The sequence below is a fragment of the Sphingobacterium sp. UT-1RO-CII-1 genome, from assembly GCF_026711005.1.
Taxonomy (GTDB): Bacteria; Bacteroidota; Bacteroidia; order Sphingobacteriales; family Sphingobacteriaceae; genus Sphingobacterium.
Map to the genome: position 1 here is coordinate 941100 of NZ_JAPPVJ010000001.1, position 14699 is coordinate 955798.

Genomic DNA, 14699 nt, shown 5'->3' on the forward strand with positions numbered 1-14699 from the left:
ACTCATAATTTAAAATGTGATATTGGCTCCGAAAGAAAATGTTTTGGATTTAGGATAATAGTTTCTGCTTTCCATTCCTGGAGATAACCCGCCCATATTGACCTCTGGATCTAAACCTTTGTAGTTAGTAATAATAAAAAGGTTTTGTGCATTAACATAAAGTCGTAAAGCTTTTATGTGTTTTATAGAGTGTATTTTAAAATTATAACCTAATGATGCGTTGTCTAGTCGCAAGAATGACCCTTTTTCTAAGTTATAGCTGCTGTATTTTGGATTATCTGTTAACCCGTTTGTAAGAGCCTCTTCTAATACGTTTCCACCAGGTAACCACTGGGTTGTTGCATATGCCATCCTAGAAAAATTGAGTACATCGTTGCCGTAGACACCTCTAAGAAAGAAAGAGAAATCAAAATTTTTATAACTAAAATTATTATTGAGCCCATATGTAAATTTAGGCTGGGCAGAACCTATGTAAGTCCTGTCATCATCAGTAAGACCTGGTTTTCCATCAATCATATCGTCCATGATGTATTTGCCGTTTTCATCTAAGCCGAGGTTGCGCCACCCGAAGAATGTACCCACTTCTCTCCCTTCCTCGATAATATGAGTTGTAGTATGGGCTGCACCTCTAACAGATGCACTTCCTAATTTTATTGATGAAGTGGAGAAGTTTTCATTAGAAAGTTTAGTAATCCTGTTCTTATTGTGTGCAAAATTAAAAGAGACGTTCCAAGAGAATTTTTCATTTGAAATAGGAGCGCCATTAATCAATACTTCTACTCCTTTATTTGACATTGTGCCGACGTTGGCTATCATAGATGGATAAAGATAGGGAGGAACGGGAACTTGGTATGTATATAAAAGGTCTCGAGTTTTTTTATTATAAAATTCTACAGTACCATTTATTCGTCCATTAATTAAGCTATAGTCAAGACCGATATTGAACATGGCGGTTTCTTCCCATTTTAAGTCAGGATTTGCATTTTGTCCTATACGGTAGGACTCATACCAAGTGCCATTATCATAATATCTACCACTTGGTGCGTACAATTGTATTGTCTGATAGGGATTTAAACCATCTTGATTGCCGACTGCACCGTAACCAACTCTTAATTTTAAATCATTTATAACGTTTTTGCTTATGAATTCTTCTTGCATGATATTCCATGCCATAGAAACGGAAGGAAATAGACCCCATTTGTTGTTTTTACCAAATTTAGAAGAGCCATCTCTACGTAAAGATGTACTGAGTATGTAACGATCTTTGAACGAATAGTTTGCTCTACCGAAAAAAGAGATTAGTTTATGCATGTTAGCTCCTGACCAAACATCTCCTGATCGAAGAATCTCTCCTGCTCCAAGGTTATTATAGTCAAAAAAGTTGGTTACAAATTGCCTCGATTGAGCTCCTGAATTTTGATAATGATAGTCTTCATATGAGTATCCAGTTAATAGACTTATATTATGACTATTTTCTGTGCGTAAGCTATATTCCAAAGTGGTTTCTAAAAGTTTGCGGTCGCTAGTTGAGGCTGATCGGGAAGCAAAGCCTTGGTCATCACGGCCCCTCTCTGTTTCTGAATGATTATAATTACCATTATCATTGGAAGAGCGTTCCTTCATTACGTTAATGCGTGCGACAAGGTTTTTAAGTAAGTCTATTTTTATTTGGCTATTTAAATAATAAGAACTCTCCTTACTATCTCTTTTGTTAAATCTTAAGTTTCTAACAGGGTTACCTTCATCATATCCGCGGCTGTCAAACCAAGAGCCGTCATCATTTTTGACAGGCCACACAGGTAGCATATTGTAAGCAAGAACAAAATTACGGTCATCGGTAGGACTGTAGTCTCTTTCTGTCATTGACCCTACCATAGATATCTCCACTTTGTTGTTAAGTGTTTTTTGAGAAAAGGATAAACGCCCATTTAAACTTGAGAGGTCGTTCCCTAGAGCTACACCTTGTCTATTTAAATAGTTAGCGGCTCCACGATATGAGCTGTTATCTCCGCCTCCTGAGAGGGAGAGGCTATGGTTGTGCGATATACCTGTGCGTAATATCTCATCAAACCAATCAGTATTTGCGCCTTTGTCTATGCCTTCTACATCTATATTATTGCTCTTTACATATTCTCTCCATTTATTAGCAGATAGCATTTTGGGCTTGTTGCTTACATTGTCTATTCCAATATAGCCGTCATAGTTTACTAATGGATTTGATGACACACCTTTCTTTGTCGTTATTAATATCACCCCTCCTGCTGATCTCGAACCATATATGGCTGATGCTGATGCATCTTTTAGAACACTAATTGATTCGATATCTTGGGGAGCAACAGAGTTTATACTTAAACCGGGTACACCATCTATGACAACAAAAGGAGAGCTACTTCCTGTCAACGAAGATGTACCTCGTAGTCTAATAGTTTCTCCCGAACTTACATCTCCACTGCCCGAAGTTATGGTGAGGCCTGCAACTTTTCCCCTTAGTAGGTCTGTAGCATTTCGGTTAACACCTTTATTGAAGTCTTTTTCCTGAACATTAGTTACAGAGCCAGATATTTCTCGTTTTGTTTGGGAGCCATACCCAATAACTACAACTTCTTCAAGATCTCCTATCAAGCTTTTCAATTGAACATTTAATTGGGAACTCCCATCAATAGATAATTCAGTGCTTTCGAATCCTATCATGGAAAATATCAGATAGTTATCAGTGTTTGGTATGAGTAATTTGTAATGACCATTTGTGTCTGATGTCGTAGCTATAGGGCTATCTTTCACAGTAATTGTCACACCCACTAAAGGTTGATTGTGAATGTCTGTAATACGTCCAGATATTTGTTGTTGAGGAGCTATTGTTGTGGAGTGATAAGAGTTTGCTTTAATATACTTTTTAGGTTTAATAACTATGGCGTTTTTTACAATTTCATAGGATAAAGGTTGGTTTTTCAATACGATATCAAGAGCCTCAGTTAAATTCGTGTTTTTAATTCTGAAAGATTTTTTTTCGAAATTTTTCAAAATTTGTGAGTTATAGACTAAGTCTTTTTCTGATTGCCTGCTGATTTCCAATAGGGCATTTTCAATGTGGATATTTGTACGAATAAGATTAATTTTCTGTCCGACGGCAATTGTGGTGGCTTGCAATACAGATATGAAACCGAATAGTAGTAAGGCTTTCATGAGTAGAACTATCTTTAATAAAAAGTTATAATGCCTTAATTTTAAAGGAATTTTCATAAATTTGTTTGGGTTATAAGGTTTTAATTATGTGTTATTCATATAATTAGAGCTTTTTTCTGTCAGGGTGCTGCAACACCCTGACTTTTATTACAATTAGCTCGAGTGTCTTAATATTGGCTAATGATAATCCTCCTTTCTTTTGTTTGAAATTTTATTGATTGTGTTTTTTCAATAATGGATAAAATCTCTTCTAAATCATCTCTTCTAGACATTCTTATTGTAAAGTTTTTATTTTGCCAGTCTTCTCCTAAATACTCCACTTTAACATTATACCAACGTGATAAATGTTCCATGATTTCTTTAATGTTTTTATCTTTAAAAATAAATTGATTGTTTTTCCATGCCATTTCAGACTCTTGGTCAAAAGGAGTAATATTTAGCGTATTGTTAATAATTGTAGCTTTATTACCAGGCGTTAATTTTGTTGTCTTTTTTTCTGACTTTAATTGAACTGCTCCCTCAAGAAGGGCTATAGAGGTGGATGTTTGATTGTTAAACTTTGTATAGTTTGATAAATTAAAAGATGTTCCTAGAACTTGAATTTCTACACCTTCTGTATGAACAATAAAAGGTGCGGATTTGTCGTGAAAAACATCAAAGAAAACCTCACCAAAAGCGTGAACAGTTCGTTCTTTTTGGGAAAAGTGCTCAGGGAAGGTTAGTGAGCTTCCTGCATTCATCCAGACTTTTGTACCATCTGCTAAAACAATATGATATTTACCACCAAAAGGAGTTCGTAATGTGTTCCATTTAATTGGAGCATTTTCTTTTATTTTTGTGCTAGATTGATAGTTATAGTTAATAGTTCCTTCTTCAGATTTTTCTATTGAAAAGGAAGCTTCTTGGTGTAATTTACCTACTTTTAAGTCTTCTAAGTTAATTATTCGACCATCTGCTAATTCTAAAGAAGCTTTGTCGGTCCCTGGCTTAAGAGAACTAGTTTGAAAATCTGTCTTTAGAGTCATTTTATTATTAGAGTTTATATAAATCAATATGCTTGCTGTTATTATAAATACCAGTGATGCGGCAATCGCATAATATTTATAGTATATATTTTTGTATGTAGGTTTTTCATATATTATTTTTTGCTCGACCTGGGTGAGGATTTTTTGTTGTATTTTTTCTTTATTACCAAGGGACTGTTCCTCCCATTCAGTACTATTAAAGTGTTTTGAAAAATGCTGATTTATAGATTCTTCTTCTTCTTTGTTAGCTGCTCCGATTAATATTTTTTTGATAATATTATATAGTTTGTTTTTTTCCAATCTGATTAGTTATTGAGGTTTTATCTAGGAGAGTTAGAAAAATACGGTATCCCCTAAACGAAAAGTGAAATAATGAATAAAGAGATAGATAATGTGTTTCTTTTTATTGCTTTTTTTATTTTTTTTAAAGCTATAGTTATTTGATTCTCAACTGTTTTTGTAGATATTTTAAGAATGGATGCAATTTCTTTATGACTCAGTTGTTCTTCTCTACTTAGTCGATATATTCTTTGACATTGTTCTGGTAAGCTTTCAACGGTTTTTTCAATATGAATAATTAGCTCGTTATACTCAAGATTTTTTTGTGGGTTGTAATATTCAACGAAACTAATATCTTGTAACTTATACTCTTCTTTTTGACGCAAATCTTTTCTTACTTCGCGATAAATGGCATAGCGTGTACTAGCGAATAAATATGCCTTTAAAGAGTGTCTTAATTTTAAATTTGATCTATTGTTCCATATCTGTATAAAAATTTCCTGGACAATATCTTCGCAAGAAAGAGAGTTTTCTAGAGTGTGGGCTGCCATCTTATACATGCCTTCCCAGTATTTTAGCATAATTGACTGTAAAGCTGATTCGTCTCCTTTTTTAAGAAGATTTACAAGTTGCTCGTCTGACATATTTAGCATGGACATAATTTATAATTAGGAGGTTAGAGCTGCATAGCTTCTCTGTAAAACTAATTATACTATACTGTAAAACCAAATTGATGATTTTGTTCTTTAAAGGGGTTATGAAGACTTGTGCTTCTCCTGATAATTTATTTAATTATTATATTTGTGTTCAGGATTATATTAAAGTCTAAGCCTTTGTTAGTGCATATATAAAATCTGTTATTGATAAAAAAACAATGTTTTAACTAGACAGCACCTTCATGAAGAAAGTTTTGTTTCTATTGTTTACTTTCATCGTTTGTGGACGTCTCGATACGACCGCTCAAACGGCAGAATATCCCAATTGGATTTTTGGGGCATCGGCCGGTTGGCAATACCAAAAGGGTAATTTTATGAAGGTATCAGGTTGGGGGCTATTCGCACCTAATAATGAGCATTATATAAAAGTTGAAGCAGGCACTAACTTATCATGGATGCAAAAGAAAACAACAGTTATTCCTGAGTTGGGTATTACCTACTACCTTGGAGATAAATTGATATTCCCTTATCTTAAGGCAGAGGTAACTCCATATACGCTGACTCCAAAAATTGGCATTAGTGTATTGTCGTTATTTGATATAGGCGTCGGGTATGGTTTTGATGTAAAATCAAAATCATCAATAGGAGTTTTAAATGGGATAACGACTTCTTTAAACATTAATATTCCATTCAATTATCATCTTAAAGAGACTTTTGAAAAGTGGTAAACAGTTTACGTATAGTATAATTTTATTTTTTACTTTTCTTATTTTTGATAACACGGAAAGACTTATCTGTTAATTATTTTCGCTAAATTAGCTCGCTGTAACTTTTACTTGATCCTCTTGTTTTAAAATAGCGGTTGATTTGGGTATTTGTTTTGCAACTCTCTGGTAGTAAGGTTTGTGCGTGTTGTTTGGGAAGAGGTGAAGAGCATTGTGAAGCGTGTTTTTTTATAAACAACTGATACAGAAAAGCTTCAATAGAGTCATCTTTGGTAAAAAAACAGAAATAAATTTTTAATCGTCATAAAAAAAAGATACTTTTGCATCCCCAAACAGCTGTTGTGTTAAGGGTTGAAAAATAAATAATTACAGTAAAACAGATATGACTAAAGCAGAAATTATTGCAGAGATCTCTAACAAAACAGGGTTAGAGAAGGTAGATGTTCAAGAGACAGTTGAGGCATTTTTCAAAGTTGTTAAAAATGCAATGATTAGCGGAGAAAACGTGTATGTTAGAGGGTTCGGTAGCTTCGTTGTGAAAAGAAGAGCTGAAAAAACGGCACGTAACATTTCAAAAAACACGGCTATTATTATTCCAGCACATTATGTGCCTAGTTTTAAGCCAGCTAAGATTTTTGTTGAAAAAGTTAAGCAAGGAAATCAATAAATAGAGACTGATGTTAAATACCAAGCAATTAATAGCAATAGGACTTGTAGTTCTTCTTATGGGAGGATTATTAGTTCGGCCTATAAAAGGTTTGGTAACTGAAGATAAAGGAAGCGCGAGTTCAGAAACTACGGAAGCTTCTTCGGCCTTTACATTTAAAAGCGTATCTGAAATTACCAAGCAAAGCATTAGTCCAAGTTTGGCTCAAGAAATCAGTGCGTTAGAGGAACGTTTAAGCCAAGCTGAAGGAGAACAAAAGCTCCCTTTATTGGAAAAATTAGCACAAAAGTGGGACGATTTAGCTAAATATGCACCACAGGGCTTTATTTATGAGGAGATGGCTAAAATTGCTCCGAAATTTGAATATTGGTTGAAGTCTGGCGACGCTTACCGTTCTGCTTATACTAACTTGCAAGATACTGCGATGGCAACAGCATTAAACCGCTATGCGATACAATCTTACGAGAAAGCTAATGAGTTGGATGGCGGTAGCTTGGAGGCTAAAACAGGGCTGGGAGCTGCTATGGTTACTGGAACAGGAAACCCTATGGCTGGAATAGCCTTACTACGTGAGGTTGTTGAAAAGGACCCTAACAATATTCAAGCAAACAGAACTTTGGGATTGTTTTCATTGCAATCTCGTCAATTTGACAAGGCAATTGAGCGTTTTAAAACGGTTGTCGAGTTAAGCCCAGATGCTGAATCTTATTTTTATTTAGCTACGGGTTATGAAAATATCGGGCTTAAAAGTGAAGCGATTGCTGCTTTTCAGAAAAGTAAGCAAATGGCTGCTGACCCAACCCTATCACAGTTTATCGATAGACGTATCGAGGAGCTGAGCAAGTAATTAACATTTTATTAAAACATTAAAAACATTAAGCTATGCCAAGCGGAAAAAAAAGAAAAAGACACAAAATGGCTACTCACAAACGTAAAAAACGTTTAAGAAAAAATAGACACAAGAAGAAATAAGCTTGTTCGTCTTTTAGACATTTGTCGACAAAGACATTATACAATCTATGGTTTGACCTTGGGTTAGATTATAGATTGTATTTTTCATTAACGGGTTTTATGTTTTATCAGGTAGGTACAGAAGCTGTACTAGAGCCTTAAAGAAGTAGCTGTTGGTAAAGGAACTAATAATTGATTCAACTCCGGATAAAGGAGTGACTATTGCTTTACTACAGGATAAACAGCTTGTCGAGCTGAACAGAGAACAGGCAGATAATAATTTTGCCGTTGGAGACATTTATTTAGGGCGTATAAAAAAAATTATGCCCGGACTAAATGCTGCTTTCGTAGATGTAGGCTACGAAAAAGATGCGTTCTTACATTATTTGGATTTAGGACCTCAGGTTCAATCGTTGCTCAAGCTGACTCGTATAGTAAAGAACGGCAGTTATCAAGAGAAACTGCTCAATAGTTTGAAGCTTGAAAAGGATATTGATAAAGCGGGAAAAATTTCGGACGTTTTAAGTCGGAATGTGCTTTTGCCTGTGCAAATAGCTAAAGAACCGATATCAACCAAGGGACCAAGGTTAAGCTCAGATTTATCTATTGCAGGTAGGTTTGTTGTTTTGGTGCCATTTTCAAGTACAGTTTCCATATCAAAAAGAATTAAGGGAGGAGCTGAACGAACACGTTTAAAGAAAATAGTTGAGAGCATAAAGCCATCAAACTTTGGCGTAATAATTCGTACTGTTTCTGAAGGTAAAGGAGTTGAAGAACTTCAAAAAGACCTTATAGACTTAATATCTAAATGGGAACTTTTCACTAAACGCCTTAAAGCTGCTGAACCGTCAAATAAAGTATTGGGGGAAATGGATCGTGCGTCAACGATCTTACGCGATATTTTGACTGATGAGTTCACGCATATACATGTGAATGATGCCGCTTTATTTGACGAAGTCAAGTCATATGTGCAGGAAATTTCACCTGATTTAGAAAAAATAGTAAAGCTATATAAGCATAAAGAGCCTATTTTTGAACATTTTGGGGTTGAAAGACAGATTAAGGCTTCCTTTGGTAAAACGGTAAATCTGCAAGGAGGAGCTTACTTAGTTGTAGAGCATACTGAAGCACTGCATGTAGTAGATGTTAATAGCGGAAATCGTATAGCCAGTAAGGAAAATCAAGAAGAAAATGCGCTTTTAGTAAACAAAGAAGCTGCGAAAGAGATAGCCCGACAGTTGCGCTTAAGAGATATGGGGGGGATAGTAGTTATCGATTTTATCGATATGCATAAACCTCAAAATAGAAAGGAACTGTTTGGTTATTTGAAAGAGTGTATGGCTGATGATAGAGCCAAGCACACCATTTTGCCTCCAAGTAAATTTGGGCTAGTGCAAATAACGAGACAACGCGTTAGACCTGAAATGAGCGTTGTAACAAATGAAAAATGCCCTTCCTGTGAAGGAACCGGCGAAATAAGGTCAAGTATAGTATTACTTGATGATATTGAAAGTAATTTAAGTTTTATTCTACAGGAACAAAATGAAAAAGGAATTACGTTATGCGTACATCCCTATATAGGCGCCTACATTAAGTCTGGTTTGTTCTCTAGAAGGATAAAATGGTTTTTTAAATACGGTCAATGGATAAAAGTAAAAACTGTATCTTCTTATTACCTAACTCAGTTTAGGTTTTTTAATAGTAAAGAAGAAGAAATAAAGTTGTAAGAAATGAAAACAGGGATGAATTATTCATCCCTGTTTTGATATATGAATTATTTCCTGAGTTTGCTCTTTTAGTGTTTCAGACCGTAACCAATTAATTTTGACCCCATCTTTTTCCATTTTACGGAAAAAAGTCATTTGTCTTTTTGCATAGCGATGGATTTCTGTTTCTAATTTAGTTAGGAAGCTTTGTTTGTCTAGCTCTCCGAGAAGAAAAAGCGAAGCATATTTATACTCTAGCCCGTAGTATTGCAGATCTTGATGGCTTGTACCATTATCAATAAGTGTAATTACTTCGTCGATAAGTCCCTCTTCTACCCTCTTTTTTAATCTATCACTAATCCTATTCCTTCGATCTTCTACTAGTGGATTTATGCCGAAAACGAGAGAGGGGTATGTCTTTGTTTTAGCTAAGGTTCGGCTTGTAGTACTTAAATATTCTAGTATTTCAATGGCTCTAATCGTGCGTTTATGTGTGCTAAAGTCAATGTTAAAGTCTGGCGGTATTTTATAGGTGTGGGCTTGTTTTATTAGTTCCGGAAGACTAAAATCTTTTAAATAGTCTCGTATTGTATCGTTTTTAGGAATGTTAATGTAGGGTTGATTTACAAGAAGAGAGTGTAGGTACAGCCCCGTCCCTCCTACTGCTATCGCTTCACTATTGTTATTTCTGATGCTGGTATATGCTTTTTCAAAATCTTGTTGAAAAAGCGATAGATTGTATTTTTCACCGGGTTCAAGTATATCAATTAAGTGATATGGAATAGTATCATATTCAACAAGATCTTTACCTGTCCCTATATTCATTCCTCGATATATTTGTCTAGAATCTACACTGATAACTTCTCCTTTAATTTTTTTTGCTAGATCGACCGCTAATTTAGTTTTACCAGAGGCTGTTGGACCTAGAATTATCCATAAAAAACCAGGTGAAAGACTTTCTTTCACCTGGTTTAATTCTTTTGTATACTTATCTGTTATTACAGGGTGAATTTTGTCCATTTTTCGTTGCTCGCATTGCTTTCTACCACATTTTGAACAAAAGCCATTCCGCGAACACCATCATCTACTGATGGGAAGTCTAACTCTTCAGGTGTAGGTGTTCTACCTTCTCTTTTTGCACTTACGGTAGTAGCAAAGTTGCGGTAGATATTGGCAAAAGACTCTAGAAGTCCTTCTGGGTGACCGGCTGGTATACGGGTATTGTGGGTCGCCATAGAGCTTAATGTATAAGGAGCAGTATAGGCATTCCCTGTTCTATAAAGCTGGCGAGGCTGATCTAACATTTTAACAATAAGGTTGTTCGGGTCCTCATTCGCCCACTCTAAGCCTCCTTTTTCGCCATACACACGTATTCTGACTGCATTTTCTTCACCGGCTGATATTTGGGAGGCCATTAAAACTCCTTTTGCTCCTTCTTCAAAGCGTAGAAGAACCGAACCATCATCATCTAATAAGCGTCCTTCTACAAAAGTTGTCAAATCTGCACATACTTCTGTTATCTTTAGACCTGTAACATATTCTGCTAAGTGGGCTGCATGAGTACCTATATCTCCCATTACTAAAGAAAGCCCTGATTTTTTAGGGTCAGCGCGCCAAGCAGCTCCTGCGTTACCTTCGCGTTCAGAAAGACGGCTTAACCAACCTTGTGGGTATTCTACTACAATTTTTCTGATTTTGCCAAAATGTCCTTCTTTAACCATAGCTTTGGCTTGTTTAACCATTGGGTAGCCTGAGTATGTATGTGTTAAGCACAAAGTACGTCCTGTTTTTTCTACAATGTTTTTTAGTTCTTTTGCCTCATCTAAAGTAACAGTCATAGGTTTTTCTATAACGACATCGAAACCATTTTCCATTGCCATTTTTGCAGGGGCAAAATGTAAAAAGTTAGGTGTTACTATTGTTAAGAAGTCCATGCGTTCCCCTTCAGGAAGAAGAGCCTCTTTAGCGATCATTTCTTCGTAATTAGCATAAACTCTATCTTGGCTGACAAAAAGTTCCTCTGCCGATTCTTTCGAAATCTGCGGGTCTACACTAAATGCACCACATACTAATTCTATCTTCCCATCCATGAAAGCAGCTATACGGTGAACGGCGCCAATAAAAGCATCTTTACCACCGCCAACCATACCCATGCGTAATTTACGTTTCATAAGTTTTACAGTTTAAGTTCTTTTAAACGATAAATATACGCAACTGTACCTGTTTTTCATAATGTGATAACTAACTTTTTACTACCAGAGTTTTTTGTTATATATCCATGTGGATATTCTGATTGGAGTTTCGCGAGGTGTTCGGTACTTAATATATGTATTCTTGTCGTATTGCTAACCCAGAAAGATTGTGGTTCAATTTCTCCTCTTTCGATAAAACCCAGAGTCTGAAGGTTTGAATCTTGTGACCAATCCCTATCAACATAGGTCATAATATCTCCTGGTTTAAAGTCTCTTTGGAATGATTTTATAAGCTTGGATAGTCCGCCAACAACACGATATCCTGCTTTATGACAAAAACGTAAAAGCTCGTAAGAGCGGTAGTCGACAGGCATTTCATTCATACGCCTGCCTCCACTAAATATAGCGATAGACATAAGCTCTCCGTTGAGGTATAAACCATACCTGTACTTTCCAGGTAAGGCTACCTGTAGATGATGTTCTTTTTGAAAATCTAGGGAAGCTTTTTTGTCTATTCGTGCTACTATTGTTTCACGTGCGTAAATGACTTCCCCCTTTCCAAGCAGTGAATATAGTCGTTTTATGATTTTTGTAGAGCTGCTTAATAGTTGGTCTATGTCAATATGAATTGTTTTGGAATTTGGTAAAGAAAAACGTGTTGCTTGTGCTTCTAGATAAATCAGTACGATAAGGTTTATAGTATGAAAATTAATTTTTATATGCGATTTATTGTCCTCTCGAGCAAAGGGTAAATCTAGCTTACTGACTAATTCATCAATAAAAATATCAATAGATCTTATTGTTTGCATTTTAGCAAAGTTAATATATTCATAATATGGTGTGAGTTTTTATTAATAACTTTGCAAACAAATTTTTCAAGAATGAAATTACCTATAATTGCATACGGAGACCCAATTCTGCGTAAGAAAGCAGAAGAAATAGATGAAGATTATCCCGATTTAAAAGAGATAATAGCTAATATGTTTGAGACTATGTATGCTGCGCATGGTGTAGGGCTTGCTGCTCCGCAAATTGGACTATCTATAAGGTTGTTTGTTGTGGATGCAAGTCCTTTTGCTGAGGATGACGAGGGAGAGGTAGACTCTACTCTGAAAGATTTTAAAAAGGTCTTTATTAACCCCATAATTGTTGAAGAAACGGGTGAAAAGTGGGCTTTTGGAGAGGGATGTCTTAGTATACCAGATATAAATGAGGATGTTATGCGTCCTGAACGTGTCCTTATTAATTATTTAGATGAAGATTTTGAGGAGCATGAAGTAGAACTGACTGGATTAGCTGCGCGTGTTGTTCAGCATGAGTATGATCATATTGAGGGGAAGTTGTTTATTGATAGAATTGGTGCTTTGAAAAAAACAATGCTAAAGAACAGATTAGATAACATTTCGAAAGGAATGATTAGAGTTGGTTATAAAATGAAATTTCCTAATCCTAAGAAAAAAAGGTAGAAAAACTTAACGTATAGCTATCTTCCTATAACAGGTAGAGATAGCTTATACTTTACTGCTAAAAGCCGGATAATAAATATTAATAAGGCAGAAACAAAGGCGTTTATTGGTGCTGCAACGCCTAGATAACCGAGTATAACATATAATATTGCGCCAGAAAGACATGCTGTCGCGTATATTTCTTTTCTAAAAATTAGCGGAGTTTCATTCATTAAGGTGTCCCTGATGACCCCTCCCATTACTGCTGAGAACATACCTAAAATAATAGCGGCAATAGCTGTGCTTTCATGTGCTAAAGACTTTTGCACACCTACTATGCAGAAAAAACCAATACCTATAGCGTCGAAAAAGAATAAGGTTCTAGAAAGTCTATCGAGTTGTTTATTTGCGATTATGGATATAGTGACTCCGATTAATATTGCAATAAGATAATTTCCATCACCAACCCAGATGGGCCTCAGATTTAAAAATATATCCCGTAGGGACCCCCCTCCTATAGCTGTAACAAAACCTGTAAAAGTTGCCCCAAAAATGTCAATATGCTTACGATTAGCTGCCATTGCCCCGGAAATGGCAAAAACCATGGTGCCTAGTAAGTCAATGGTGTAAATCATATTCATATCAGGGATTTTTTGAGCAATTATACATAAAAAAAACAAATGTCCAGTTGTTCCATATATGATGTTTACTGATAAAACGTTGCTTTTAGTGATCTGTTTTTCACTTTCAGTGTTCCCTTTTTCGCTTTCAGTGTTCCCTTTTTCGCTTTTAGTGATCCCTATTTGTGTTTTAGTGATTGGTTTTTGTTAAGTAGCGATCGGTGTTTTGGTTTTAGTGATCACTATTTAGCTCGAAGTGAACCCTTTGCTGCTCCATGTGATTGGTAGTTTCGAACTAGTGATTGCTTTATGTTAAGAAGTGATCACCTTTTCTTACAAAGTGATCACCTTTTCTTACAAAGTGATCCCTTTTTGCTACAAAGTGATCACTTGTTGGCTCATTGTGTTCACTTGTTGTGTAAAGGTGATCACTATGCGTGCTGAAGTGGTCGCAATTTAGTGCAAAGTGAACACATTTTCCTGTAAAGTGATCCCTTCTTGCTACAAAGCGATCCCTTGTTGGCTCATTGTGATCACTTATTGTGTAAATGTGATTGCTTTTTGTTAACAGGTGATCACTCGATCGTACAAAGAAGTCGCTGAACGTGACAAAGTGATCCCTTTTTGTGGCGCTTTGTTCGTTATTACTGTCCGGTTGTTATTATTTAATTAAATTATTGTTCACAGGACCAGCGTTTTGCGGGCATTGTTTTTATTAAATCAATATTTGTTTTGGAAGTGATGTATTAATTTCTCTATCTTTGCACCACTCCGCAAGGGAGGGACGGTTTGAAAAGATGATAAAAAGCAGGAAGGGAGCATCGTTTAACGGTGTTCAGGATGCGATTAAGACTTGGTCTTAGCGTTTACTTTTAACCTTTCGGAAAGCTTTAAAAATAAATTTCACATTTATTTTGCAGATATCAAAAAGGTTCTTACCTTTGCAGTCCCTTCGGAAACGTAGGGTGCTGATCCCGCAAGGGGATCAGGAAAATAAAATAGCTAAGTACAGATCTTCGGATCTCGAAAATATAGCCAAAGTGCGACACGGCGGCGATTAAAGTTCTTTAAGGAAATGATCATGTAGCGTAACGAGTAGTTGTAATTAACGAAAGTTATATATAAAAACAACCTAGTCAATAGATCAGAAATAACAGACGATTCTAATTATTTTATAAATAGTTAGGTGTCAACAATTCATTTTTACAATGGAGAGTTTGATCCTGGCTCAGGATGAACGCTAGCGGCAG

12 protein-coding genes are annotated in these 14699 nt (G+C 35.8%); 5 read left to right on the forward strand and 7 right to left on the reverse strand.

Features of this window, described 5'->3' with window-relative positions; genetic code table 11:
• Window positions 1–9: 9 nt before the first annotated feature.
• From ORI89_RS03830 to ORI89_RS03840, 3 genes are all read right to left on the reverse strand, one after another.
• Window positions 10–3183 carry a TonB-dependent receptor gene (locus ORI89_RS03830; RefSeq protein WP_268229101.1) on the reverse strand — a complete coding sequence of 1058 codons (3174 nt, stop codon included), beginning with the start codon at window positions 3181–3183 and terminating at the stop codon, window positions 10–12.
• A gap of 167 nt (window positions 3184–3350) precedes the next feature.
• Window positions 3351–4508: a FecR family protein gene (locus ORI89_RS03835; RefSeq protein ID WP_268229102.1), complete on the reverse strand. Its 1158-nt coding sequence runs from the start codon at window positions 4506–4508 to the stop codon at window positions 3351–3353.
• A 53-nt stretch (window positions 4509–4561) separates the two neighbouring features.
• Window positions 4562–5131, reverse strand: a complete 570-nt coding sequence (locus tag ORI89_RS03840; protein ID WP_268229103.1) for an RNA polymerase sigma factor — start codon at window positions 5129–5131, stop codon at window positions 4562–4564.
• 254 nt (window positions 5132–5385) lie between these two features.
• Here ORI89_RS03840 and ORI89_RS03845 point away from each other — a divergent pair, with 254 nt between their 5' ends.
• From ORI89_RS03845 to ORI89_RS03865, 4 genes are all read left to right on the forward strand, one after another.
• Window positions 5386–5871 carry a hypothetical protein gene (locus tag ORI89_RS03845; protein WP_268229104.1) on the forward strand — a complete coding sequence of 162 codons (486 nt, stop codon included), beginning with the start codon at window positions 5386–5388 and terminating at the stop codon, window positions 5869–5871.
• A 379-nt stretch (window positions 5872–6250) separates the two neighbouring features.
• On the forward strand, window positions 6251–6535 hold the full coding sequence (locus tag ORI89_RS03850) for an HU family DNA-binding protein (protein WP_268229105.1): 285 nt from the start codon (window positions 6251–6253) through the stop codon (window positions 6533–6535).
• Window positions 6536–6545: 10 nt separating this feature from the next.
• Window positions 6546–7382 carry a tetratricopeptide repeat protein gene (locus ORI89_RS03855; protein WP_268229106.1) on the forward strand — a complete coding sequence of 279 codons (837 nt, stop codon included), beginning with the start codon at window positions 6546–6548 and terminating at the stop codon, window positions 7380–7382.
• Between the two features lie 277 nt (window positions 7383–7659).
• Complete coding sequence (locus ORI89_RS03865) at window positions 7660–9213, forward strand: Rne/Rng family ribonuclease (RefSeq protein ID WP_268229107.1); 1554 nt, start codon at window positions 7660–7662, stop codon at window positions 9211–9213.
• Window positions 9214–9237: 24 nt separating this feature from the next.
• Here ORI89_RS03865 and miaA read toward each other — a convergent pair whose 3' ends face one another.
• Genes miaA through ORI89_RS03880 form a run of 3 tightly spaced genes read right to left on the reverse strand, consistent with a single transcriptional unit; the run spans window position 9238 to window position 12193 of the window.
• The gene (gene miaA / locus ORI89_RS03870) at window positions 9238–10212 is read right to left on the reverse strand and encodes a tRNA (adenosine(37)-N6)-dimethylallyltransferase MiaA (protein ID WP_268229108.1); all 975 of its coding nucleotides are present in this window, start codon (window positions 10210–10212) and stop codon (window positions 9238–9240) included.
• On the reverse strand, window positions 10191–11363 hold the full coding sequence (locus tag ORI89_RS03875; RefSeq protein WP_268229109.1) for a Gfo/Idh/MocA family protein: 1173 nt from the start codon (window positions 11361–11363) through the stop codon (window positions 10191–10193). The genes miaA and ORI89_RS03875 overlap by 22 nt, the downstream gene beginning before the upstream one ends.
• Window positions 11364–11419: 56 nt before the next feature.
• Entirely contained in the window at window positions 11420–12193 is a 774-nt protein-coding gene (locus ORI89_RS03880) for a hypothetical protein (RefSeq protein WP_268229110.1), read from the reverse strand.
• 72 nt (window positions 12194–12265) lie between these two features.
• Between ORI89_RS03880 and def the strand changes: the two genes are divergently transcribed.
• Entirely contained in the window at window positions 12266–12850 is a 585-nt protein-coding gene (gene def, locus ORI89_RS03885; RefSeq protein ID WP_268229111.1) for a peptide deformylase, read from the forward strand.
• A 17-nt stretch (window positions 12851–12867) separates the two neighbouring features.
• Here the strand turns inward: def and ORI89_RS03890 are convergent, their stop codons facing one another.
• The gene (locus ORI89_RS03890; protein WP_268229112.1) at window positions 12868–13470 is read right to left on the reverse strand and encodes a trimeric intracellular cation channel family protein; all 603 of its coding nucleotides are present in this window, start codon (window positions 13468–13470) and stop codon (window positions 12868–12870) included.
• Window positions 13471–14699 lie beyond the last annotated feature (1229 nt).

Bases quoted from the DNA above. Each gene is read 5' to 3' on its own strand.
- ORI89_RS03890 (WP_268229112.1), bottom strand. From the start codon at position 13,470: ATGAATATGATTTACACCATTGACTTACTAGGCACCATGGTTTTTGCC.
- ORI89_RS03880 (WP_268229110.1), bottom strand. From the start codon at position 12,193: ATGCAAACAATAAGATCTATTGATATTTTTATTGATGAATTAGTCAGT.
- miaA (WP_268229108.1), bottom strand. From the start codon at position 10,212: ATGGACAAAATTCACCCTGTAATAACAGATAAGTATACAAAAGAATTA.
- ORI89_RS03850 (WP_268229105.1), top strand. From the start codon at position 6,251: ATGACTAAAGCAGAAATTATTGCAGAGATCTCTAACAAAACAGGGTTA.
- def (WP_268229111.1), top strand. From the start codon at position 12,266: ATGAAATTACCTATAATTGCATACGGAGACCCAATTCTGCGTAAGAAA.
- ORI89_RS03830 (WP_268229101.1), bottom strand. From the start codon at position 3,183: ATGAAAGCCTTACTACTATTCGGTTTCATATCTGTATTGCAAGCCACC.
- ORI89_RS03855 (WP_268229106.1), top strand. From the start codon at position 6,546: ATGTTAAATACCAAGCAATTAATAGCAATAGGACTTGTAGTTCTTCTT.
- ORI89_RS03840 (WP_268229103.1), bottom strand. From the start codon at position 5,131: ATGTCAGACGAGCAACTTGTAAATCTTCTTAAAAAAGGAGACGAATCA.
- ORI89_RS03845 (WP_268229104.1), top strand. From the start codon at position 5,386: ATGAAGAAAGTTTTGTTTCTATTGTTTACTTTCATCGTTTGTGGACGT.
- ORI89_RS03875 (WP_268229109.1), bottom strand. From the start codon at position 11,363: ATGAAACGTAAATTACGCATGGGTATGGTTGGCGGTGGTAAAGATGCT.